Raw genomic sequence first — 21,868 nt, 5'->3', positions numbered from 1 at the left:
ACAGAATTTCTTTGGGCTTACCCCCGAAACTCTGAGGCCACAATCATCGAGCCAATACCCAGATCGCTGAAAATCTCCAGCAGCAGGGCGTGGGGCACGCGACCATCGAGAATGTGGGCGGCACCGACCCCCTGGGCGAGCGATCGCACGCAGCAATTCACCTTTGGAATCATCCCCCCAGACACCACCCCGGTTTCAATCAGCTGCCGCGCCTGCTGAATATCGAGCTTAGGCAGCAGGGTGGAAGGGTCGTGGTAGTCCTCTAAAATGCCCTTGGTGTCGGTGAGCAAGATCAGCTTTTCGGCCCCCAGGGCGGCGGCAATTTCCCCTGCTACGGTGTCGGCGTTGATGTTATAGGCCTGGCCCGTTTCGTCGCTGGCCACGCTCGACACAATCGGAATGTAGCCCGCCTCTGCCAGCGTTTTAATAATCCCCGAATTAATGCCGCTTACCTCGCCCACAAAGCCCACATCGGCCGCGCCCTGGGGCCGAGCGGTGATCAGGTTGCCGTCTTTGCCGCAGAGGCCCACGGCCTTGCCCCCCTCCTGGTTAATCAACGACACCAGCTCCTTGTTGACCCGGCCCACCAGCACCATTTCCACCACATCCATAGTGGGGGCATCGGTCACCCGCAGACCGTCTTTGAACTGGGGCTCAATACCCAGCTTGCCGAGCCAAATATTGATTTCGGGGCCGCCGCCGTGCACCACCACCGGACGAATGCCCACGCAGGACATAAACACAATGTCGCGGATCACGCCCGCTTTCAGGCTGCCGTCTTTCATTGCCGCGCCGCCGTACTTCACCACCACCGTGCGGCCCCGAAACTGCTGAATGTAGGGCAATGCCTCGCTGAGAATGCGAACTCGCGCGGCCTCGGCCTCGTGGACGCTGTCCGTTTGAGAAGGAGACTGAACCATGGCGCTACCGATAGGGTTGGCAGAAATCAAGCTGCCAGTAGTGTATCAATTGAGTACGGCAGAATCAGTCTTAGCGCTATCAGTCTTCTCGCTAATTCTTTCGGCCACTAAGTCGAGGATGCGGGCGGCGATCGCCCCCACCGCGTCGCCAGTGCCCACGGTCACCCGCACATCCGCCTGGGCGTAGAGGGGCTGCCGCTGCTCTAAAAGGTTAGTCAGCTTAGTTTCCCAATCTTGCCCCTGCAACAGCGGCCGGCCCGCCTCCCCCGCCAATCGCCCTTGCAGCACTGTCAGCGGCACATCCAGCCACACCACAATGCCGTGGTGCAGGTAGCTCCAGTTTTGCTGCTGGGTGACAATGCCGCCGCCAGTGGCGATTACCAGACGACGGTAGGCCGATAGTTCTGCCAGCACCTCAGTTTCGAGCTGACGAAAGGCGGGTTCTCCCTGGCTGGCAAAAAGGTCGGGAATGGACTGCCCCGCTGCGGCTTCTACCACGGCATCGGTATCAAAAAACTGGTAGCCGAGCATCTGGGCTAGGGCTGCGCCCGTGCTGCTTTTGCCAGCGCCCATCATGCCGATGAGGTAGAGGTTAATGCCGTTGAGGCGATCGGTCAGAGTCATGAAAGAAAGGGGTGAGGGAGTGGGGGGTAAGGGGGGGGTGAGGGTGAGGGGTTGAGGAAGGTGGGGGTTTAGGGTGTTAGGGCGTCGTCGGCGTCGTCCCATTCGTCACCGGGTGGGCGATCTGGGGTCGGTTCACGGTGATCGGTCCAGGTTTCGACGGCGGCAGCTTCGGCGGCAGCGGTGTAGGGAGGCACAATCACCCGATAGTCGGCATCGACGACACCATCTTCAGCGATTTCGGGTTCACCGAGGTCGTCATCCTCCCCCTCATCTCTGTTGTAGGCACTGTTGTCAGCCGCATAGACTGAGCCTCTGACGTAGTCGGTGTCAGCATACCGGGGGTCTGGGTCATTGCCGTAGATGACGTCATCAGGGGGGGCGTAGATGTTGTCAACCTGGCTGCTCTGGGGGGCCGGGTCGCCTTCATCGCGGTAGCTGTAGGAGTACAGCGAACCGTCGCGATATACGCGGCGCGGGGCCTGGGAGGCTTCAAAATCACGGTTGGGGTCGCGGTTGGGATCACCGGCCTGTTCCCAGCCCTGGGTGATGTCATCCAGGTGATCGTCTACTGGGCTAACTCCAGGGGCGCGGTAGGGACGATTTTCTAGCCCATCCCAGTCGGTGTCGAGTTCTTGTAGCGATTCGTTGACCCGCTGCTGCTGCTTGGCCTGCTGCTTGCTGCTGCTAAACCAGGTGGTGACGCTATCGACTATCCCCGATGCTGAGGAGGATGACGGGGTGTTTTCAGGTTTAGGGGCCTGGCTAAGCGATTCCCAGTCGCTCCACTGGGCGGGCGATTTCAAATTTGTCCAGGCTCGCCAGCTGGGGTCGTCGTCAGTAGGATTATCGCTGCTGGTGCCGGGAGTGGCGGGCGATCGCCCCGCTCCGCCACTCCTCGATCCGGGTGTGGTGTAGGGTGGTGGCGCGTTGCGTCCGGTCTGGCTAGCTGTCGAGGCCGTCCCAGAAGATGAACCGGTGGGTTCATAGAAGGATTGAGGCCGATATTTATAGGCCGTGGAGCGATTGCCGCTGCTGGGGCCAGCAGACCCTAGCAGGGCGGTCAACACCAGGGTTGTCAACGCCCCTAGGCCCACGGCCCCCGTCAGCCAAATGCCGAGCGGCAAAGCCCGGGTTGTGCCGCCAAAAAAGACCAGGGGTAGAGCCGGGGCCAAGTTTTGCACCCCCAGCAGCAGCACTGCCCCCAAAACCAGCAAGACCACAATTAGACGTACGGTAGCCATGGTTAGCCCTATAGCGTCATCCTGCCCATCCTATCGTGCCTCGTGGAGGTTAGACGTTAGACAAGTGCCCCTGCCAGCGGTTGAGGGGTACACAGTCGATGTCGAGCTGATCGAGGGCGCGGGCCACCACAAAATCCACCAGGTCGTCGATGGTCTGGGGCTGGTGGTACCAGGCCGGAATGGCAGGGACAATGCGCGCGCCAGCCTCAGCTAGGGTAGTCAGGTTGCGCAGGTGAATTAGGCTAAAAGGAGTTTCGCGCGGCACCACCACCAACTTGCGGCCTTCCTTGAGCTGGACGTCGGCGGCTCGCTCTAGCAGGTCAGAACTTAGGCCCGCCGCCAATCGCCCCACGGTGCTCATGCTGCACGGTATCACTACCATTCCCGCTGTGCGGTACGAGCCGCTGGCAATAGTGGCCCCCACATCCCCCCAGGGATGGCAGCGCAGCTTGCCTGCGGTGGGCACCCCCGCCTGGTCGCGCCAGAATTGCTCCTGCTTCTCAGGATCAAGGGGCATATGGATGTCTGATTCGGCCTGCCACACCATTTGCGAGGCCTTAGATGCGACCAAATCAACCACGCCGTCTGCGTTGAGTACGTGTCGCAGCGTACGTACGGCGTAAATCAAACCCGATGCGCCAGTAACTCCCACAATGAGAGGACGGATGGAGAGGGGAGTTTCGACGGTTGGCATTGTGTATGGGGGTGGGGAGTATGGGGGCGGGCGAGTGAGGCACTTGACCAGTGCAGATATTCGGGGTCACCCGCTGATCTGTCCTAATCCTAACGAGCTTAAGTTTCTAAGGCTAACGCCATTGAACTAACCCGCTATCTCAGGCACTCCCTCACTCACTAGCCCACTCACTTACTCACTCTCATCCCGCCCATCATCCCGCCCATCATCCCGCCCATCGTCTTGGCCGTCATCTTGGCTATTGATGAGTTCGTCGTTGTCGTCTTCGCTGTAGTTGTTGTCTTCGTCTTCGGGGGCCTGGCTGCCGCCGCCGACGGCAACGAGATCGATCTGCTGGCGGTAGTAGTCGACGCTCTTGACCTGCACGTCAACTTTGTCGCCGAGACGGTATTGCTGACGGTTTTTGCGGCCGACGAGCTTTTGCTGGCGGGCGCGATATTCGTACCAGTCGTCCTTGAGCGAGCTGACGTGGACGAGCCCTTCTACCAGCAATTCTTCGATTTCGACGAAGAAGCCGTAGGACTGCACGCCGGTAATCAGGCCGTGGAAGACCTCGCCGGTGTGCGATCGCATAAACTCCGCTTTCTTCAGCCCCTCCAGGTCTGATTCGGCCTCCTGGGCCAGGCGCTCGCGCTCGGTGAGGTGGATGGCGATGCGGGGGATGTCGTCCTCTAGCTCGTGCTGAATCTCGGGGGGCAGCACATTCCAGTTGACCTGGCCGTGGCAAGAGCTGTGGCGCAGGTTGGCCGGGTCTTTGGATCGGGTGGAGCGGCGATCGCGGCCCGACTCAAACACCGCATGGAGAATGCGGTGGATCAGCAGATCGGCGTAGCGGCGGGAGGGCGAGGTGAAATGGGTGTAGCCCTCGGTGAGAGCCAGCCCAAAGTGCAGGTCGGCATGGGTGCTGTAAAAAGCGGGCTGAATGGTCTCTAGCAGCAGGTAGGTGAGAATTTTCTCGGCCCCGGAGGCGGCAAACTGCTCCACAAACCGCTGGTAGTCTTTGGGTTGGGGGGCCGCTTCGTCATTTAGGGTGAGCTGAATCTCCATGTTTTCGGCCAGCTTGACCAGCTCTTGCACGTCGCTGGCGTCGGGGGCGCGGTGCAGGCGGTAGATGGCGGGCACCCCCAGAGCCTTGAGCTGCTGCGCAATCAGCTGATTGCCTAGCAGCATGCACTCCGTCACAATCTGGCGGGAGGGTAGGCTGGTGGCCGTCACCATCACCCCCAGCAGTCCTTCGTCGTCGTACTGAAACTTGGGCGATCGGTAGTGGGCGAGGGGCTCACCCGCATCGGCGGGAAAGTCGTATTCGGGCAAATTTAGCTCAAAAGAACCACGGTGGAGGCGCTGCCGCTTGATCGCCTGGCTCAGGTAAAGCAGGTTATCCATCAGGTCGTAGACCGGCTCTAGGGCCTTGAGCGCCTTCGGTTTGATGCCTAGACTCTTCAGAACATCGGAGTTATCGCGCTCCAATATCCCTTGGGCTTCCTGGTAGGAAATTTGGTGGTCTACGGCCACCACCGTGGGCTGCACCTCGTACTCCTTGACGGCACCCGTGTCGTCGAGGGTGACCAGCACCGAAATCGCCAGCCGGTCTTTGCCTGCCAGCAGCGATCCTAGTGGGCCCGACAGGGGGGGCGGCAGCATGGGGATAACCTCATCGCCTAGATAGACCGAGGTGCCGCGCTTGCAGGCCTCCTGGTCAATGGCAGAATGAGCCGGGACGTAGTGGGAAATATCGGCAATGTGAATCCCCAATCGCCACTGGCCAGCGGCGGTGCGCTCCAGGCTGATGGCGTCGTCAATCACCTGAGCGTTGGGGCCGTCAATGGCTACCGTGAGGGTCTCGCGCAGGTCAAGGCGGTCTTTAATGTCGGCTTTGAGCACGCGGGTGGGCAGGGCCTGAGCGGCGGTGAGCACCGCGTCAGAAAACTTGCGGGGCAGATCGTGCTTGCAGTAAACGATGTCGATGTCGGCGGCGGCCTCGGCGTCGCTGCCAAGAATTTGGGCTACCCGGCCCTGGGGCGGGTGCTGCCCCAGGGGATAGCGCACAATCTCGACATGGGCCAGCTGGTCAACGGCGTCGGCCAGGTCGCCGCCGTTGGCGACTAGGGCCAGCTCAAACAGCAGGCGATCGTCGAGGGGTACGGCACGGTAGTCGTCAGATTCTTGCTTGACGCGGGCCAGCACTGAGGCATTGGCCCGCTCTAGAATGAGCTGCACTTCGCCTTCGGGGCTGCGGCGGCGGCTGCCCTCCTTGGTGACTTTGACCAGCACGCGATCGCCGTTCCAGGCCGTGTTGAGCTGGCTCTCGCGCACGTAGATATCGTCGGCACCCTCTTCGTCCTGAATGGCAAAGCAAAAGCCCTTGCTCGAGCAGCGCAACTTGCCCTCGATCACATTCTCCCCCAGCTCGCGGCGGTACTTGCCCCGCTCTTTGACTAGCACGCCAATCCGCTCTAGGGCATCGACGGCAATCTGCAAGTCGCGCTGGCTAGTATCGTCGTTGCAGTGCAGCTTTTTTTCTAGGCCCTTGAGGGTGTGGGTTTTATCTTTGGCAAAGCTTGCCAGTAAGGCCGCGATCGAGAGTTCCATGTAGCGACTGATTCCTAAAACTATTCATGACTGGGGTGCCCCGGGCTACGACAGGTCATCAACCCGTGTGAGCCCCAGGGATGCGGTCTCAGTACGCTGCCTGTGGCAACGAGGCGACGCCGAAACCAGTGCTGGGGGTGAGCCGTAGCGGCAACCAACCTCGATTCGTCTTCCTCAAGGCAAGGTTGCAGACAAGCGCTCTGGCTCCCTCCTCTAGCTATGGCCGAGAGGACAACCGACAGACTGGGGTAGCCAACGCCCAAGTGTAACTGCTACAGCCGTGGATGAACCCGGCAGGGGAAAGTAACCCTCACCTCAGGCCCAGCCTCTCAGGGAGGCTAAACCCCTCGAACGATGGGGAGCCGGTTACACCCTACAGTTTCTCAGGAAATGGACCGCTGTCAAATCTTTTTGTCAATGGAAGGCAACGTTTTGTAAAGGGGTGGCAGGTTCAGGGTGCAAGGTACAAGGCTGTCCCTAGACCTTAAACCGTATGCCCTCTCTCACTTCCGCTCGCCCGTGACGATGTAGGCTACTCGCTTGCCAATGTTGGTGGCATGGTCAGCAATCCGCTCCATATAGCGAATGGCCAGCACCAGCAGTACTGTCGGTTCGACCGAGCCGGTCAGGTTGGTCTGGTGGGCTAGCAGGGCATACAGCTCTTCGTAGTCGGCGTCGATGGCGTCGTCTTTTTGCTTAATCTCCAGGCCGCTCTTGGCGTCGAGGTCAGAGAGGGCCAGCAGGCACATCGCGACCATCGATCGGCAGCGATCGAGCATAGTCTGCACCCGCCCCATCAGAGGGTGTGCGGGGTAAGGGAAGAGTTTCAGCGCTACTTCCCCCAGATCTTCGGCGTAGTCGCCGATGCGTTCTAGGTCGCGCACCAGCTGCATAAAGGCCCCAATGCGCCGCAGGTCTTTGGCCTCTGGCTGCGCCTGGAGCGTGAACAGGTGCATGCAGTCCATCTCGATCTGGCGGTAGAACTTGTCGATCTGCTTATCGTGATGGTGGAGCCGCTGGGCGGCATCGAGATTGCGATCGCACAGGGCTTCCCGAGCCAGCACGCAGGAGTTTTCAACCAGCGCCCCCATGCGCAACAGATCGCGCTGCACCCGCAGCAGCTGCCGATCAAAGTCACCACGCACGGGTTGAGTTGTATCCATATCAAGCATCGCGAAGCACACTGAGTAAAAGGAAAACCGCAGCGATCGTGGCTATTTAGCCTAGCAGCCCCCTAAGGGCTAACGCCAACCAGAACCCCTAGCGCTGCCTAGGGGTTCCCATTAAGCTCTGTAACAGTTAGGCTGACCGGCCTCGCGAAAGCTCCCATCTTAGTTAACAATCGGTCTAGACCCAGCGTCTTTGCTTAAGCGTTATTCACTCAGCTTGAGGAGTATTCTTTATGCCCCTTTCAGACACCCAAATCTTTATTGCCCTAGCCGTAGCTCTATTGCCTGGTATTCTGGCATTCCGCCTGTCCACTGAGCTTTATAAATAGGTTAAGTCGGGGCATTTTCTAACGTCCCAAAGGCATAGTTCACGATAATAAAAGGCTCCGGCATCTACATGCCGGAGCCTTTTATTATGACCAACTGACAATAGGGCTGGCCAAAACGCGCTAAAAGCTCATGGCAGGCTCATTTTTAACTGGCCCTAAGGCCCCAGAGTAGATCAGCCCCCGCCGGGTATCGAGGGTGAGAATGCTGCCGTCACGGATGATTTCGGTGGCGTTCTTAACCCCGACGATCACCGGCACCCCCAACCGCAGGCCAATCACCGCTGCGTGGCTGGTGGGGCTGTCATCTTCTGTGACAATGCCGCCCGCCCGGCGAATGGCCTCGACAAAGTCGGCGCTGGTGCGGGGCACCACCAAAATTTCGCCGTCATTAAAGTTGTTGACATCCAGGCTGCTGTGGGCAACTCGGGCCCGCCCACTCACCGAGGCTTCGCCAATGCCCACGCCGCGTCCCAGCACCGCTGTCACCACGTCTACCTTGATCAAATCGGTAGAACCCGATATTCCTTGCAGGGTACCAGCGGTTAGCACTACCAGGTCGCCGTCATTGAGCAGGGCCTTTTCTTGGGCAACGCTCATAGCCGCCTGAAAGGTCTGGGTGCTAGAGGGCAAATCCAGCACCAGCAGCGGCCGCACTCCCCACACCAACTGGAGCTGCCGCGCCACATGGACATGGGGGGTCACCGCCAGAATTGGCGTCTGGGGACGGTATTTTGAGACGTTGCGGGCGGTAGCCCCAGATTTGGTCAGGGTCATGATGGCCGCCGCATTGAGCTGCGTCGCAATGCGGCCCACCGCCTGGCTGATGGCGTTGGGAATCGAGCGGGCCCCGCCACCGTCATTGCGATCGCCCAGAGATAGCCCTTCCTGCTCGGTGCTCACAGCCACCTTCGCCATGGTCGCCACCGCCTCGACCGGGAACTTGCCCACAGCGGTTTCGTTAGAGAGCATGACCGCATCGGTGCCGTCGAGAATGGCGTTGGCAATGTCAGATACCTCAGCTCGGGTAGGGCGAGGGTTCGACACCATGCTATCGAGCATCTGGGTAGCAGTAATCACCGGAATGCCCAAGGCATTAGACATGGCAATCAGCCGCTTTTGCAAAATCGGCACCTTCTCGGCGGGTAGCTCTACCCCCAGATCGCCCCGAGCCACCATCACCCCGTCTGAGAGGGAGAGAATGGCCTCCATCTGCTCGATCGCCTCGTGCTTCTCAATCTTGACGATCACCGGCACATTTTTGCCAGCGGCGCTAATAATCTCTTTGATTTCCAGCACGTCCTGGGGGTTGCGCACAAAGCTGAGGGCTACCCAGTCAACCCCCTGGTTGAGACCAAACAGCAAATCTTCGCGGTCTTTGTCGGTGAGCGCCTTGACCGAGAGGTAAACCCCAGGAAAGTTGACCCCCTTGTTGTTTGACAGAGTGCCCCCTACCACTACCCGACAGTGAAGCTCCTGGGCCACCAGATCGACCGACTCCACCTGCATTTCGACTTTGCCGTCGTCCAGCAAAATCGTGGAGCCGGGGGGCACTTCCTGGGCTAGCTTGTCGTAGGTGACGCAGGCCCGCTCCTGGGTGCCTGGAATAATCTCGCTGGTGAGCACAAAGGGGTCGCCCTTGGCCAGCTGAATAAAGCCATTCTCAAATTTGCCCAGGCGAATTTTGGGTCCCTGGAGGTCTTGCAGAATGCCCACCGGCTGATTGAGCTCGAAGGAGATTTGCCGGATGAGGCGAATGCTGCGCTGGTGGTCGTCGTGGCTGCCATGGGAGAAGTTGAGCCGCAGGGTGGTGGCCCCAGCCTCGATCAGCTCCCGCAGCACGTCGGCATTTTGGGTGGCAGGGCCGATAGTGGCAACAATTTTGGTGCGGCGGACAGAGTTGCGCAGGGGCATAAACGACCTCTACTGAGAGTAAAACGCTACCGCATCGGACCTTTGTCAAGCCCATAGACTAGCAGCTATAAAGCACAGGGATAGTAGCACGAATGCCGATGGGCTTTATGCTTCACCTCCAAACCAGCAAAAAATTCAGCGGTTTTACTGACGGTGAGCAATGGACGAGGGGCTAAGGCGAGTTGGCGCGCATCTGGCACCTCCTGGGCCGCGCTATCAACAGCGAGCAGCCTGGGCAGCTCCTACCTTTAGGCTATGTCACAAAAGTTTATTAATAAAGCATCGTAACGTATACTACCGAAGACACTGGTGTAGGAGCGATGCGTCATGTCGGTGGCAGTTGAAGCCCTGACGATTCGAAAAACGGTTCCCCCTGAGTTACTCAAAACCGAAGGCGGGTTGAGCCTCAACTCTCTCATGTTTATAACTTCCGTCGGGCTGATTAGTCTGTCTACGGTGGGCTATTTTTGCTGGCATTGGGCCAGCTGGTGTGTGTTTCTAATGAACGTTCTGTCCCTGCACCTGGCGGGGACAGTGATTCATGATGCTAGCCACAACTCGGCTCACCGCAACCGCGTGGTGAATGCTCTGCTGGGCCACGGCAGTGCCCTAATCCTGGGGTTCTCGTTCCCGGTGTTTACGCGGGTGCACCTGCAGCACCACGCCCACGTCAACGATCCTGAAAACGACCCCGATCATTTTGTGTCGACGGGTGGGCCGCTGTGGCTAATTGCGGCGCGCTTTTTCTACCACGAGATTTACTTTTTTAAGCGTCGCCTCTGGCGCAATTGGGAGCTGCTGGAGTGGTTTTTGGGGCGCTTTGCGGTGGGGCTGCTGGTGTTCATCGCCTGTCGGTTCGACTTTGTGGGCTACCTCTTTAACTACTGGTTTTCGCCTGCTCTAGTGGTGGGCATTGCCCTAGGCTTGTTTTTTGACTATTTGCCCCACCGACCGTTTGAAGATCGCGATCGCTGGAAGAATGCCCGGGTCTACCCGAGCCCGATTCTCAATCTGCTGATCATGGGTCAGAACTATCACCTGGTACACCACCTGTGGCCCTCGGTGCCCTGGTATAAGTACAAACCCACCTACGAGGTGATGCAGCCGCTGCTCGATGAGAAAGGGTCGCCCCAATCCCTTGGGCTGCTGAAAATGAAAGACTTCTTTGGCTTTCTGTATGACCTATTTCTAGGCATTCGGCTGAAGCGGCATTAGTCATGACATGCTGCGGCAGAGGCAGCTGAATAGAAACGACCCCAGATTTTGGTACACAAAGCCAAAATCTGGGGTCGTTTTTACAGTCTAGAATCCGTCAGTATTTGCCTTCTAGCCCGTAACTACCAAGTCGGGGCGCAGGTCGCGGGCACCGCGCAGGTAGACGTGCTGAATTTTGCCGTGGGGGACGGGGAGCTGCACGTGCATCAAAATGCGGATGCAGCAGGGCAGGCTGCCTTCGACATGCATATGCTGCACGTCGAGCAGGGCAACGTTATCCCATTGAGGTCGCTGGCGGGCGATCGCTGCAGGAAATACCGCATCTAAGTCGCGGGTGACAGAGAAGGTGGCGCTAATAATGCAGGCCGGGTCGAGGTGGTTGCTCTCTTCGAGGGCATCCATCAGCTCTGTGACGGCCTCCCGAATTGCCCCCTCCGTATTTTCTGGTACCGTTACCGCTCCCCGAATTGCCCACACTCGCCAGTCCACGCGTTAGCCTCCAAAGGTCATTCTTCAAAGCCCCAATGGCACCAACGGCTACAATTGGGGCAGAGAATTGACTGCATTTTACTGCTTTAATCCTACCAGGGCACTGATCTGTGCTGGCCCTTAAGGACGATAGAGCCACAGGGGCATACCGCTGGTGGAGCGTTCGAACTCTAGCCACTCTAGGGTTGCATTGAGGGCCGGTACCGCCAGGGTGGGGTAGGCCAGACCAGCGACAGCGACATTGCTATTGCCGGGCACCAGCCGTTGCAGGAAAGGCTTTTTCTCATCAAAGGTGATGCACTCGGCCTTGTCAGGGTCGAGACCGGCCAGTTCGGCGGCCCAGCGGCGGGCGTCTTCCTCGCTGCCGAGTCGATCGACAACACCGAGCTGGAGTGCCTGTTCGCCAGTAAAAATGCGTCCGTCGGCAAAGCTGCGCACGGCCTCTTCGCTCAGATGGCGACCCTCGGCGACGGTTTTGACAAACTGGCTATAGCTAACATCGATCAGCTCTTGCAGAATGCCCTTTTCAGGGTCGGTGAGTTCGCGATCGAAGGCGAGAATGTCTTTGTAGGGGCCAGACTTAATTACCTTGAACGACACGCCCACTTTATCGAGTAGGCGCTCCAGGTTATTGCCCCGCAAAATGACGCCGATGCTGCCGGTGATAGTGCCGGGGTTGGCCACAATGTGGTTGGCCCCCATGCCGATGTAGACCCCACCCGAGGCAGAGATATTGCCAAAGCTGGCCACAATTTTGAGTTTGTCTTTGAGCCGTTTGAGGGCGGTATGGATTTCTTGGGAGTCGCCCACGGTGCCGCCAGGGCTATCAATGCGCAGCAGCAGAGCCGGAAAGCGCTTTTCTTCAATTTCTTTGAGAGCCTCTAGCATCCGCTTACGGGTGGCGGCCCCGATCACGCCGGTCACTTCAATGCGGGCAATAGATTTGCGAGAACGGCGAGAAAACGGCCAAATCATAGGGGTATCAACAACTTTAGGCGGACAAGGATGAACAGTAGATAGCCCCGGCACTGAACGTGCTAGGGCCAGGGTCTATTGTAGCCAAAACGACACTGTGGCGGGGTCTAGCGCCGTAGCCTGTTAGGGATTGGGCGATCTTGGGCAGGGCAGCACCCTACCCCGAACTGCGTTAACATTCCTTAAAGAAAGCCTTTTTGGCCGCTGCGCTCGCCCTTGGGCGGGTTTTTAACCATCGCCCTCGGGGCCGATGCTTAACTATCGCTTTTCATTTCTCCACTATGGATTCAGTCTCCGCTCCTCAATCGGCCACGCGCAACCTCATTGTGCTGATTGCGCCCTTCTTTTTGTGGGGTACAGCCATGGTGGCGATGAAGGGAGCCATGCCCCACACCACGCCGTTCTTTATGGCGGGCATTCGGCTGCTGCCTGCGGGCCTGATCGTGCTGCTGGCGGGGTTGTTTTTAGGCCGTCCCCAGGGCATTAGCCGCCAGGGCTGGCTGTGGATAGCGCTTTTTGCCCTAGTGGATGGCACGCTGTTTCAAGGATTTTTGGCGGCGGGCCTGCAGCGCACCGGGGCAGGCCTCGGCTCGGTGATGATTGACTCTCAACCCTTGGCGGTGGCGGTGATGGCGCGGGGACTGTTTGGCGAATACATTGGCACCCTGGGCTGGATTGGCCTGCTGTGGGGCATTGCGGGTATTAGCCTGCTGGGCCTGCCCGACGAGTGGATTTTTTCGCTCTTCCACGGCGACACGGCCTGGCTGACCGAGGGCACGGCCCTCACCACCCTCTTGCAAGGAGGCGAATGGCTGATGCTGTTGGCGGCCCTGTCGATGGCCACCGGCACAATTCTGATTCGCTACGTCTGCCGCCATGTGGATCCGGTTGTAGCTACGGGCTGGCACATGGTGCTGGGAGGCGTTCCCCTCTTTGTCCTTTCGGCCCTGGGGGAAGGGCAACCCTGGCAAGGGTTGACAGGCCTGGACTGGGGTGCGATCGCCTACTCGACCATCTTTGGCAGTGCCCTGGCCTACGGTATTTTCTTCTTCTTAGCGGCCCAGGGCAACCTCACTAGCCTTAGCGCCCTGACCTTTTTAACGCCGGTATTTGCCCTGCTGTTTGGTAACCTGTTTTTGGCCGAAACCTTGAGTTCGTTGCAGTGGTTGGGCGTTAGTTTTACCCTGGTCAGCATTTACCTGATTAACCAGCGCGATGCTCTAACTCAGAGGCTACGCCAGTTGACCCTGGCCTACGAGACCGCAACTTCTGCCAAGCGTACCCCGGTAGAGCCGGACTAGGCGAGGGAGTAGGGGGTGGATGGGTGAGACAGTGTCCGAGCTGGTCGTTGTCTCTACCCCTTTACTTCCTACCCTCCCTAGATCACGCCGCCCTTGGCAAGTTAAGTTACCTTAGGGGCATCTACACTGGGCAAGCGTCGCCGCCAGCTATGGGCTGATATGAGACTTAAAATGCTAACGCCAGGGAGAGGGCCGGGCTGCCGCAGTGCCTCTAGAGCAGGTGCTCTTTTAACCTTGGCTGTGGGGTTATCGATGACAGGTTTGCTGGGGTTAGAGGCTGCGATCGCCAAAGTAACTACCGCCCCAGAGTCTGCCCAGTCAGATACCCGGCACGCCCAGACAGCGATCCCTGCTCCTAACTCCGTGCTGCTGCAACCGGGAGCCGAAGGCGATGATGTCATCATGCTCCAGCGGCAGATGCGGCTGCTAGGTCTCTATCAGGGGCCTGTGGATGGTCGCTATGGGGGGCCGACTCAGGAGGCGATCGCCTCCTTTCAGTCAAAAGCTGGGTTACCCGCTAGTGGCACGCTCGACCAGGTCACCTGGCAGCACATGAGCACGCCCCAACTGCTGACCGAGAATACCCCTGCTGAACCAGAGATACCGGTGCTGTTTCCGACTGCTGAGGAGCCAGCACCATCGGCAGCAACGCCTGTGGTGGCGACGGCTAATGCATCGGTTACTCCTGTATCGGCTGAGTCGCCTGATGCCGAGACCGCTGCACCGGTTGAGTCCCCTGCGGGCGAAGGCCAGGAATTAGCTGAACCTGCTGCGGTTGAAAACGGCGCATCGGTTGAGACCGCTGAGTCTAGTCGCCGCTGGATATGGCTAGGGCTGGGGGGGCTGGCGCTGGTCGGCTGTTTGGGGGGCTGGTGGTTCTTGGGGCAGGGGCGATCGGCGAAGCGTTCTACAACTAACTCAGAACGATTACCCAGTGCGGAATCACAGGCTAGAAGCAGTGCTGAGCCTTCCCCAGATGATTCCACTATGGCGGGGCATATAGGAACGTTGTCCCCTGCCCTCGGTCTGGCTACCCCGGCTGCTGCGGCCAACGACCTGACTCTGGACCCCACCACCCGTCTCACCTCTGGGGATATTGTGAATTCGTTGATCCATGAGCTAGATAACCACGATGGTGCGGTGCGTCGCCACGCCATTTGGGAGCTGGGTCAGCGCGGCCATTCTGAAGCTATTCAACCTCTGATCAATGGTTTACTCGATGCTGATTCCCAAGAAAAAAGCTTGATTCTGGCTGCCCTGGCTGAGATTAGCAGCCGTAGCCTCAAGCCCATGCATCGAGCTTTGGCCCTAGGTCTGCAAGACCCCAGCCCCGAGGTGCGCAAGAACGCCATTCGTGACCTGAGCCGAATTTACGATACGGTGGTGCAGCTCAGCCACATGTTGGCCCAGGCGACCCAAGACCCCGATGTTGGCGTGCAGGAAACCGCTCAGTGGGCGCTTAGCCAGCTCAACCGCATCCCTGCGGCGACCTACTCAGGGGCGCTGCCCCCTGAGACTAACTCCCTCGACTCACCCTACGACAGCGAGGGCCAAAGACTGACTCCGGAGGGCCATCGTCTCCCTCCCGCTAACTAGCGTCCATTCCCCTTTCCCTGTTCCCTGATCTTTCCATCTCTCCCTCTATGTCTCTCTCCCGTCGCCTGTTGTTTGTCTCAACTCCTGTCGGGCCGCTGGGGTCTGGCCTGGGGGGCGGGGTAGAGCTCACCTTGCTCAACCTGGCTCAGGGAATGCGCGATCGCGGGCATCAGGTTACCGTGCTGGCACCCGAGGGGTCGAGCCTAGGCGATGCTGCCATCGTGACGGTGCCGGGACAGTTGCAGCCCACAGCCCACACCCAAGGACGCAGCGCGCCGGTCGTGCTCCCCGCAGACAGTGCGTTGGGCGCTATGTGGCGCTACGCTCGGCAGCACCAGGCCGAGTTTGATCTAATCGTCAACCTGGCCTACGACTGGTTGCCCTTTTACCTAACGGAGTTTTTCGTTACTCCGGTAGCCCACTTTGTCACCATGGGCTCCCTCAGCGATGCTATGGATGAAGCCGTCTGCCAGGTAGCTCAGCAGTTTCCCCGACGCTTGGGGGCCTACACGCGCACCCAGGCTGAAACGTTTGGGGTGGCCAATGCCTTTGAGCTGCTCAGCAGCGCCATTGATCTGGACTTATACGAATTTTGCTCAACCCCCGGCGATGCCCTGGCCTGGCTGGGGCGCATCTCCCCCGAAAAGGGACTAGAGGATGCCCTAGAGGCGGCCGAGATTGCTCAGGCTCCCCTCAAAATTTTGGGCAAGCTGGAAGACGCCGACTACTGGCAAGCCCTTTGCGATCGCTTTCCCCGAGCCGCTGACTGCTATTTGGGGTTCTTGCCCACCCACGAGCTACAGCAGGTGCTGCGCCAGTGCCGCGCCCTGGTAATGACCCCACGCTGGGTCGAAGCCTTTGGCAATGTAGCGATCGAAGCTCTGGCCTGTGGCGTGCCGGTGATTGCCTATGCCCGCGGTGGCCCGGCTGAAATTGTGCAGCCGGGTAAAACTGGCTGGCTGGTGCCGCCGGATGATGTGCAAGGGTTGGTGGATGCGATCGCAACTATCGATCAGCTCGATCGCCACGCCTGCCGTCGCCAGGCCGAAACCGAATATTCCCTCAGTGCTCTAGCCGTCCGCTTTGAGCGATGGTTCGAGACCCTAATTGCGAACCAGTAGAAAGCCTCAAGGCAAGTGGCGGCTACTGTGCCTGGGGTACAGGGGCTTGGCGCAGCTGCTCTAGACGCTGAAAGTCGTGGTGCAGAGCCTGGCGCAGAGAGCGGTTTTGGGGATCGACGCGGCGGGCCTTTTTCAGGCAGGCTTCGGCTTTTTTGAGGTTGCCATGGTTGAGCAAGTCGTGCCCCCAGCGGTAATAGGTGATGGCATGCCACTGGCGAATCTCTGGGTCTTCCGGGAAGCGCTGAACCAGCCCTTCTACCAGGGCCACTGCTCGGGGGAAACGCTGCCCCTTAAATAGCTCTCGCAGCTGCTTAAAGCTGTTTACCTTAAGCTGCTGATCGGCCTCTGACCCCCCAGGAGTTGGGCTAACCGTGAGTTCGACCTCTTTGGCAGGCGGAGAGACGGCGGGTACTGAGGGTCGGGCGGCGGCGATTGGAGTTGTTTGAGCAGGCGCTTTGGTAGCCGGGCTGGGAGTGGCTTTGCGCTGAGCCGCTATGGCTTCCACGGGCAGCTCGTTCACCAGAGCCTGATAGGCCTGGGTGACCTGAATGAATTTTTCTTTTGCTAAATGATCGCCGGGATTGATGTCGGGGTGATACAGCCGGGCCAGATTGCGATAGGCCAGCTTGACATCGCCAAAGCTGGCCCCGGTTCTAAGCCCCAGTATGCGGTAGTAATGCGCCAGCGCCATAGTTCGCTAACTCAAGAGAATGAGGTACGTGTGCTGGCCCTATTCTGCCAACTGTCGGCAAAAATGGCGCAGCCAATTACACCGCAGCGGTGGCAGGAGAGACGATTTCCTGAGCGCGGTCTTCAATCACTCGGTCGATTAGGCCGTAGGCAACAGCTTCTTCTGCCGACATGAAGTAGTCGCGATCGGTATCCTTTTGAATTTGCTCAATCGAGCGACCGGTGTGGCGGGCCATCATTTCGTTGAGTTCTTGACGAACTCGCAGAATTTCTTTGGCCTCAATGGCAATGTCGCTGGCCTGGAGACGCTGCCGCCCGGTGCCGCCCATGGGCTGGTGAATCATGATTCGTGAGTGGGGCAGAGCAACCCGCTTGCCGTTGCTGCCCGCCGCCAGCAAAAATGCCCCCATGGAAGCAGCCAGACCCAGACAGATAGTGACCACGTCAGACTTGATGTACTGCATGGTGTCGTAGATGGCCATGCCTGCCGTCACCGACCCGCCGGGGGAGTTGATGTAGAGGTAGATGGGCTTGGTGTTGTCGTCGGAGTCGAGGTACAGCATGGCTGCCACGATGGAGTTGGCCAGAGTGTCGGTGACCTCTTGACCTAGAAAAATAATCCGCTCTTGGTTTAGGCGGGTGTAGATGTCGACCCACTGGGAGTACTGGCTACCGGGCAGACGATAGGGGACTTTGGGAGTGCCGATGGGCATAGTGCTCTTTCAACCTAAAAATAAAACAACGGACGTGGGATGGTTAAAGACCGGCTTTAAGGGGCGATCGCCCCTTAAACCTGATACCTAGGCCTAAAGCCCTGCCCCGGCGGGCACCGGTAGCTCTTTGCGGCTAGACAGCACCCGGTCAATGATGCCGTATTCCTTGGCTTCTTCTGGGTTCATGTAGAACATGCGGTCAGAATCGCGCAGCACCTGATCTAAGGTTTTGCCAGTGCTCTTAGCCAGAATGCTCATCATGGAGCGCTTGTTGTCGAGCACTTCCTTAGCCCGAATTTCGATGTCAGTGGCCTGGCCCTGGGCACCGCTGCGAGGCTGGTTGAGCACAATGCGGGCGTGGGGCAGACTAGCCCGATAGCCCTTGGTGCCCGCCGCCAGAATCACCGCCGCCGACCCCATGGCCTGACCAATGCAGATAGTGTGCACTGGGGGCTTGATGTAGTTCATGGTGTCGCAGATGGCAAAGGCTTCGGTGTCGTAGCCAATCATGTTGCCGTCATGCCAGGAGGTGCCGGTAGAGTTGATATAGAAGAAGATCGGCTTATCAGGGTCATCAAACTGCAAGAAGAGCAGCTGAGCAATAATCAGCTCGGTAACGTCAATGCCTACCTGCTGTTTAATGTCGTCCCCTGAGAACAGGGGCAGGCCCAGATATACAATCCGCTCCTTAAGCAGCAAGGAGGGCAGATCTGGGGGCGGCGTACGGTACGTCGCATCGCCATACGGTGCCTGCACGGCTTTAATCTCTAAACTCATAGACCGAAGACGCCCAAATACGCGTTTTTAACAGTGTAACGCGGGATTGTGCTGGGTTCTATGCCACCCCGAAGACGGATATCCCCACCTGAGTCTCCGTCGAAATGTAGAGCCCGGTTGCTCCTTTCTGGGGATGTATACCATTGGGCTTAGCTCTAAAGTAGGGGAAGATTTTCATTCAAGGAATTAACCCTATGTCTATTGAAGATCGTGTTAAAGCCACCGCTCAAAATATTGAGGGCAAAGTGCAGGCTGCTGCGGGTGAAATTACTGGCGACACCAAGAGCGTAGCCGAGGGTGAGACCAAGCAGGCCCAGGCCCAAGCCACCCACGCTAAAGAAGATGTGAAGGATGCGCTGAAAAAAGCCATCGACTAAGCGCTACAGCCTACCGTTTAAACCCTATTAGTGACCCGTTGGGGCAGCCACTGGCTGCCCCTTTTTATTTGATATTCGTCGGACGGCAATAACGAGGGGGTAAAGATATTTCAGAACTGTGGCTGGCTATGTAGTTGCTGAGTAAATTTCAGTTTGGGAGCCAAAATGGGTTCTCTAAACCAGAGAGGAGTTCCTGTCTACCGTTGGGATGTGCTGCGCCTATGTTCTCAATTTTTATACTGACCCACAATGAGGAGCGGGATATTGCCGCTTGTATAGAGTCGGCCCGGCTGTCCGACGATGTCATTGTGGTGGACTCGTGCAGCAGCGATCGCACCCAAGCCATTGCCACTCAGTACCCCGTACGCTTCATCGAGCATCCCTTCGCCAGTCACGGTCAGCAGCGTACCTGGATGCTGGAGCATGTGCCCTACCGCTACGACTGGGCCTATATTCTCGAAGCCGACGAGCGCATGACGCCAGAGCTATTTGCCGAATGTTTGGCGGCGATCGCCCAACTTGATAGTGACACCGTGGGCTACTACGTGGCCGAGCGGGTCATGTTTATAGGCAGCTGGATTCGCCGCAGCACCCAGTTTCCGCGCTACCAGCTGCGGCTGCTGCAGCGGGGCAAGGTGTGGTTCGACGACTACGGTCATACCGAGCGCGAGATCGTAGAGGGCCCCACCGGATTTTTGCAGGAGACCTACCCCCACTACACCTGTAGCAAGGGGCTCAGCCGCTGGATCGACAAGCACAACCGCTATTCCACCGACGAGGCCACTGAAACCCTGCGACAGCTGAAGGACGGCCACGTTGACTGGCGGGCTATGGTTTGGGGCAAATCTGAAGTCGAGCGTCGCCGGGCGTTGAAGGATCTCTCGCTGCGACTGCCCCTGCGACCCCTGACCCGGTGGCTCTATATGATGTTTATCCTCGGTGGCTGGCGCGACGGCCGGGCCGGGCTAGCTTGGTGTACCCTCCAGGCGTTTTATGAGTATTTAATCGTCCTCAAGGTTCGCGAGCTCAATCACCCCGAATATTTGACCGGCGTACAACCGGAGCAGACAAGCACTGCGTCAAACAGCTCCCAACCTATAGAAGAGCATGGCCCAGTTTCATCCAGTGTCGCTGCCCCGCCGATGCAATAACCCCTCATCCCCTATCTTCCCCACTCCCTTATTTTCCTCATCTCCCTACCTTCCCCACCCCTTATCCCCCTACTCACTCACCCTGCCTAGCCGAGACGCTATCGTAGAAAAATGAGTGAATATCGGGTAAAACGGATTTCGGCCCCCAAGAAAAAGGCTTCATGGCGCAATCTGGGCGAATCGCTGGGAATGTATCGCTACGGGCAGCGGGCGATTCAGCTGGTGTGGCAGACCGACTGGCGGCTGACGGTGATGTTAGGGTTGCTAACCCTGGTGGCAGGCTTGGTGCCGGCGGCGATCGCTTACGTCGGCAAGCTAATTGTCGATGGCGTGGTCAAGGCTGCCCAGTCAGGATTGGCGATCGATCGCCAGGCCGCGCTGATGTACCTAGCTTTGGAAGCGCTATTGGTGGCAGGCTTGGCGGGGGCGCGGCAGGGCTTAACCTTGTGCCAATCGCTGCTGCGGGTGCTGCTGGGGCAGCGGGTCAACGTGATGATCTTAGAAAAGGCCCAGACCCTGCCGCTGACCTACTTTGAAGATTCTGAGTTCTACGACAAAATGACCCAGGCCCGGCGCGAGGCCTCGTCGCGGCCTCTGAGCATGGTGAACCGCACCTTTGGGGTGGTTCAAGACGTGCTGTCGCTGCTCACCTTTGGCGGATTGCTGCTGCAATTCTCGGGCTGGGCGGTGGCGCTGCTGGCTGTGGCCACCCTGCCCGCTTTCATCGCTGAAACCCAGTTTGCCGGGGAAGCCTTTCGCCTGTTTAAGTGGCGATCGCCCGAAACCCGCCAGCAGATTTATCTAGAGGCGCTGCTGGCGCGGGAGGATTTTGCCAAAGAGGTGAAGCTGTTTGGCCTGGGGCCACTGCTGCTAGATCGCTACCAGGATATTTTTCAGCGCCTCTATAAAGAAGACCGCAGCCTGACGGTGCGCCGCAGCGGCTGGAGCTACGGGCTGGGACTGCTGAGCACCGTATCGTTTTACCTGGCCTACTGCTGGATTGTGCTAGAGGCGATCGCAGGCCGCATTTCCCTGGGTGAGCTGACCATGTACCTGACGGTGTTTCGCCAGGGGCAGACCACCTTCGCCAGTACCCTCACCGCCATTGGTGGCATGTATGAAGACGGGTTGTATTTGGCCAACCTCTACGAATTTTTAGAACAGCCAGTGCCTGAGGATAGGGGAACCGCCGATCGCGGCCTTGACCCCAGCGATGGGCTGCGGTTTGAGCAGGTGTCCTTTAGCTATCCAGGCAGCGATCGCCTGGCGTTAGAAGGGGTCTCCTTCCACCTGAAACCGGGGGAAAAGATGGCGATCGTGGGCGAAAACGGCTCCGGCAAAACCACCCTGATCAAGCTGCTGACCCGGCTCTACACCCCCAGTCAGGGCCGCATTCTGCTAGACGGCCGCGACCTGCAAGAGTGGGATGCTGACGTAGTTCAACAGCGCATCGGCGTGATTTTTCAAGACTTTGTGCGCTACCAGTTTAAGGTGGGCGAAAACATTGGCGTTGGGGATGTGACCGATTTTGAGGATGCTCAGCGATGGCAGGTTGCCGCCGCTAAAGGCACCGCTACAGAATTTATTGAGGACCTGCCGGAGGGCTTCAACACCCAGCTAGGGAAGTGGTTCTTTGGCGGGCAGGAGCTTTCTGGCGGCCAGTGGCAAAAGATTGCTCTCTCCCGTGCCTTTATGCGCACCGAGGCCGATATTCTGGTGCTGGATGAGCCGACATCGGCGATGGATGCGGAGGCTGAAACCCGTCTGTTTGAGCAGTTTCGTGCCGCCACCCAGGATCAGATGGCGATTCTGATTTCGCACCGATTTTCGACGGTGCGGCGGGCCGACAATATCATTGTGCTGGCCAATGGCAAGCTAATCGAGCAGGGCAGCCACGAGGAGCTGCTGCAGCAGGATGGCCGCTACGCCCGCCTATTTACAATGCAGGCGGCTGGGTATTTGTAAATCTGGCAGATTTCCCCC

The 21,868-nt window shown here is 58.6% G+C and carries 21 protein-coding genes; 9 read left to right on the top strand and 12 right to left on the bottom strand.

The window, feature by feature from the left end; genetic code table 11:
• Positions 1-17 precede the first annotated feature (17 nt).
• The 5 genes from argB to H6F57_RS19595 all read right to left on the bottom strand — a co-directional run bounded on the left by argB (position 18) and on the right by H6F57_RS19595 (position 6,071).
• Positions 18-920, bottom strand: coding sequence for an acetylglutamate kinase (argB, locus tag H6F57_RS19615; RefSeq protein WP_190626745.1), 903 nt, complete (start codon positions 918-920; stop codon positions 18-20).
• Positions 921-965: 45 nt separating this feature from the next.
• Positions 966-1,544: a shikimate kinase gene (locus tag H6F57_RS19610; RefSeq protein ID WP_190626744.1), complete on the bottom strand. Its 579-nt coding sequence runs from the start codon at positions 1,542-1,544 to the stop codon at positions 966-968.
• A gap of 68 nt (positions 1,545-1,612) precedes the next feature.
• Positions 1,613-2,785 carry a hypothetical protein gene (locus tag H6F57_RS19605; RefSeq protein WP_190626742.1) on the bottom strand — a complete coding sequence of 391 codons (1,173 nt, stop codon included), beginning with the start codon at positions 2,783-2,785 and terminating at the stop codon, positions 1,613-1,615.
• Positions 2,786-2,834: 49 nt separating this feature from the next.
• Complete coding sequence (locus tag H6F57_RS19600; RefSeq protein ID WP_190626741.1) at positions 2,835-3,479, bottom strand: flavin prenyltransferase UbiX; 645 nt, start codon at positions 3,477-3,479, stop codon at positions 2,835-2,837.
• 171 nt (positions 3,480-3,650) lie between these two features.
• The gene (locus H6F57_RS19595; protein WP_190626739.1) at positions 3,651-6,071 is read right to left on the bottom strand and encodes a ribonuclease R family protein; all 2,421 of its coding nucleotides are present in this window, start codon (positions 6,069-6,071) and stop codon (positions 3,651-3,653) included.
• Positions 6,072-6,151: 80 nt separating this feature from the next.
• Here H6F57_RS19595 and H6F57_RS19590 point away from each other — a divergent pair, with 80 nt between their 5' ends.
• Positions 6,152-6,340 carry a hypothetical protein gene (locus H6F57_RS19590; RefSeq protein ID WP_190626737.1) on the top strand — a complete coding sequence of 63 codons (189 nt, stop codon included), beginning with the start codon at positions 6,152-6,154 and terminating at the stop codon, positions 6,338-6,340.
• A 234-nt stretch (positions 6,341-6,574) separates the two neighbouring features.
• Here the strand turns inward: H6F57_RS19590 and phoU are convergent, their stop codons facing one another.
• On the bottom strand, positions 6,575-7,234 hold the full coding sequence (gene phoU / locus H6F57_RS19585) for a phosphate signaling complex protein PhoU (protein ID WP_190626736.1): 660 nt from the start codon (positions 7,232-7,234) through the stop codon (positions 6,575-6,577).
• Between the two features lie 239 nt (positions 7,235-7,473).
• Here phoU and psaM point away from each other — a divergent pair, with 239 nt between their 5' ends.
• A complete protein-coding gene (psaM, locus tag H6F57_RS19580; protein WP_190626734.1) occupies positions 7,474-7,569 on the top strand; it encodes a photosystem I reaction center subunit XII in 96 nt (31 codons plus the stop codon).
• A gap of 120 nt (positions 7,570-7,689) precedes the next feature.
• On the opposite strand, the gene pyk is transcribed toward psaM, so the two are convergent.
• Positions 7,690-9,480, bottom strand: a complete 1,791-nt coding sequence (pyk, locus tag H6F57_RS19575) for a pyruvate kinase (protein WP_190626732.1) — start codon at positions 9,478-9,480, stop codon at positions 7,690-7,692.
• Positions 9,481-9,807: 327 nt separating this feature from the next.
• On the opposite strand from pyk, the gene crtR reads away from it, so the two are divergent.
• Positions 9,808-10,695 (top strand): beta-carotene hydroxylase, encoded by an 888-nt coding sequence (crtR, locus tag H6F57_RS19570; RefSeq protein ID WP_190626731.1) that lies wholly within the window; start codon positions 9,808-9,810, stop codon positions 10,693-10,695.
• A 111-nt stretch (positions 10,696-10,806) separates the two neighbouring features.
• Here the strand turns inward: crtR and aroH are convergent, their stop codons facing one another.
• Together aroH and sppA are read right to left on the bottom strand one after the other, a co-directional pair.
• Complete coding sequence (aroH, locus tag H6F57_RS19565; RefSeq protein ID WP_190626729.1) at positions 10,807-11,184, bottom strand: chorismate mutase; 378 nt, start codon at positions 11,182-11,184, stop codon at positions 10,807-10,809.
• A gap of 120 nt (positions 11,185-11,304) precedes the next feature.
• Complete coding sequence (gene sppA / locus H6F57_RS19560; protein ID WP_190626728.1) at positions 11,305-12,159, bottom strand: signal peptide peptidase SppA; 855 nt, start codon at positions 12,157-12,159, stop codon at positions 11,305-11,307.
• Positions 12,160-12,440: 281 nt separating this feature from the next.
• On the opposite strand from sppA, the gene H6F57_RS19555 reads away from it, so the two are divergent.
• The 3 genes from H6F57_RS19555 (at position 12,441) to H6F57_RS19545 (ending at position 16,177) form a co-directional block, all read left to right on the top strand.
• Positions 12,441-13,460, top strand: coding sequence for an EamA family transporter (locus H6F57_RS19555; protein ID WP_190626726.1), 1,020 nt, complete (start codon positions 12,441-12,443; stop codon positions 13,458-13,460).
• 252 nt (positions 13,461-13,712) lie between these two features.
• Positions 13,713-15,056, top strand: a complete 1,344-nt coding sequence (locus H6F57_RS19550; protein ID WP_190626724.1) for a HEAT repeat domain-containing protein — start codon at positions 13,713-13,715, stop codon at positions 15,054-15,056.
• 47 nt (positions 15,057-15,103) lie between these two features.
• Positions 15,104-16,177 carry a glycosyltransferase family 4 protein gene (locus tag H6F57_RS19545; RefSeq protein ID WP_190626722.1) on the top strand — a complete coding sequence of 358 codons (1,074 nt, stop codon included), beginning with the start codon at positions 15,104-15,106 and terminating at the stop codon, positions 16,175-16,177.
• 22 nt (positions 16,178-16,199) lie between these two features.
• Here H6F57_RS19545 and H6F57_RS19540 read toward each other — a convergent pair whose 3' ends face one another.
• The 3 genes from H6F57_RS19540 to H6F57_RS19530 all read right to left on the bottom strand — a co-directional run bounded on the left by H6F57_RS19540 (position 16,200) and on the right by H6F57_RS19530 (position 18,357).
• The gene (locus tag H6F57_RS19540) at positions 16,200-16,868 is read right to left on the bottom strand and encodes a DnaJ domain-containing protein (RefSeq protein ID WP_190626720.1); all 669 of its coding nucleotides are present in this window, start codon (positions 16,866-16,868) and stop codon (positions 16,200-16,202) included.
• 76 nt (positions 16,869-16,944) lie between these two features.
• Positions 16,945-17,580 (bottom strand): ATP-dependent Clp protease proteolytic subunit, encoded by a 636-nt coding sequence (locus tag H6F57_RS19535; protein WP_190626718.1) that lies wholly within the window; start codon positions 17,578-17,580, stop codon positions 16,945-16,947.
• A gap of 93 nt (positions 17,581-17,673) precedes the next feature.
• Positions 17,674-18,357, bottom strand: a complete 684-nt coding sequence (locus H6F57_RS19530; RefSeq protein WP_190626717.1) for an ATP-dependent Clp protease proteolytic subunit — start codon at positions 18,355-18,357, stop codon at positions 17,674-17,676.
• A gap of 194 nt (positions 18,358-18,551) precedes the next feature.
• Between H6F57_RS19530 and H6F57_RS19525 the strand changes: the two genes are divergently transcribed.
• The 3 genes from H6F57_RS19525 (at position 18,552) to H6F57_RS19515 (ending at position 21,850) form a co-directional block, all read left to right on the top strand.
• A complete protein-coding gene (locus tag H6F57_RS19525; RefSeq protein WP_190626715.1) occupies positions 18,552-18,734 on the top strand; it encodes a CsbD family protein in 183 nt (60 codons plus the stop codon).
• 221 nt (positions 18,735-18,955) lie between these two features.
• Entirely contained in the window at positions 18,956-19,885 is a 930-nt protein-coding gene (locus H6F57_RS19520) for a glycosyltransferase family 2 protein (RefSeq protein ID WP_190626714.1), read from the top strand.
• A gap of 111 nt (positions 19,886-19,996) precedes the next feature.
• A complete protein-coding gene (locus tag H6F57_RS19515; protein ID WP_199289686.1) occupies positions 19,997-21,850 on the top strand; it encodes an ABC transporter ATP-binding protein in 1,854 nt (617 codons plus the stop codon).
• Positions 21,851-21,868: the final 18 nt, after the last annotated feature.

This window comes from Leptolyngbya sp. FACHB-60, from assembly GCF_014695775.1.
Lineage (GTDB): Bacteria > Cyanobacteriota > Cyanobacteriia > Phormidesmidales > Phormidesmidaceae > Nodosilinea.
Note: the sequence above shows the minus strand (reverse complement) of the source record. Positions and strands in the feature narration are given on the sequence as shown.

Coding starts and splice junctions, on each gene's coding strand:
- argB (WP_190626745.1), bottom strand. CDS start 920: ATGGTTCAGTCTCCTTCTCAAACGGACAGCGTCCACGAGGCCGAGGCC.
- H6F57_RS19610 (WP_190626744.1), bottom strand. CDS start 1,544: ATGACTCTGACCGATCGCCTCAACGGCATTAACCTCTACCTCATCGGC.
- H6F57_RS19605 (WP_190626742.1), bottom strand. CDS start 2,785: ATGGCTACCGTACGTCTAATTGTGGTCTTGCTGGTTTTGGGGGCAGTG.
- H6F57_RS19600 (WP_190626741.1), bottom strand. CDS start 3,479: ATGCCAACCGTCGAAACTCCCCTCTCCATCCGTCCTCTCATTGTGGGA.
- H6F57_RS19595 (WP_190626739.1), bottom strand. CDS start 6,071: ATGGAACTCTCGATCGCGGCCTTACTGGCAAGCTTTGCCAAAGATAAA.
- H6F57_RS19590 (WP_190626737.1), top strand. CDS start 6,152: ATGCGGTCTCAGTACGCTGCCTGTGGCAACGAGGCGACGCCGAAACCA.
- phoU (WP_190626736.1), bottom strand. CDS start 7,234: ATGGATACAACTCAACCCGTGCGTGGTGACTTTGATCGGCAGCTGCTG.
- psaM (WP_190626734.1), top strand. CDS start 7,474: ATGCCCCTTTCAGACACCCAAATCTTTATTGCCCTAGCCGTAGCTCTA.
- pyk (WP_190626732.1), bottom strand. CDS start 9,480: ATGCCCCTGCGCAACTCTGTCCGCCGCACCAAAATTGTTGCCACTATC.
- crtR (WP_190626731.1), top strand. CDS start 9,808: ATGTCGGTGGCAGTTGAAGCCCTGACGATTCGAAAAACGGTTCCCCCT.
- sppA (WP_190626728.1), bottom strand. CDS start 12,159: ATGATTTGGCCGTTTTCTCGCCGTTCTCGCAAATCTATTGCCCGCATT.
- H6F57_RS19555 (WP_190626726.1), top strand. CDS start 12,441: ATGGATTCAGTCTCCGCTCCTCAATCGGCCACGCGCAACCTCATTGTG.
- H6F57_RS19550 (WP_190626724.1), top strand. CDS start 13,713: ATGACAGGTTTGCTGGGGTTAGAGGCTGCGATCGCCAAAGTAACTACC.
- H6F57_RS19545 (WP_190626722.1), top strand. CDS start 15,104: ATGTCTCTCTCCCGTCGCCTGTTGTTTGTCTCAACTCCTGTCGGGCCG.
- H6F57_RS19540 (WP_190626720.1), bottom strand. CDS start 16,868: ATGGCGCTGGCGCATTACTACCGCATACTGGGGCTTAGAACCGGGGCC.
- H6F57_RS19535 (WP_190626718.1), bottom strand. CDS start 17,580: ATGCCCATCGGCACTCCCAAAGTCCCCTATCGTCTGCCCGGTAGCCAG.
- H6F57_RS19530 (WP_190626717.1), bottom strand. CDS start 18,357: ATGAGTTTAGAGATTAAAGCCGTGCAGGCACCGTATGGCGATGCGACG.
- H6F57_RS19525 (WP_190626715.1), top strand. CDS start 18,552: ATGTCTATTGAAGATCGTGTTAAAGCCACCGCTCAAAATATTGAGGGC.
- H6F57_RS19520 (WP_190626714.1), top strand. CDS start 18,956: ATGTTCTCAATTTTTATACTGACCCACAATGAGGAGCGGGATATTGCC.
- H6F57_RS19515 (WP_199289686.1), top strand. CDS start 19,997: ATGAGTGAATATCGGGTAAAACGGATTTCGGCCCCCAAGAAAAAGGCT.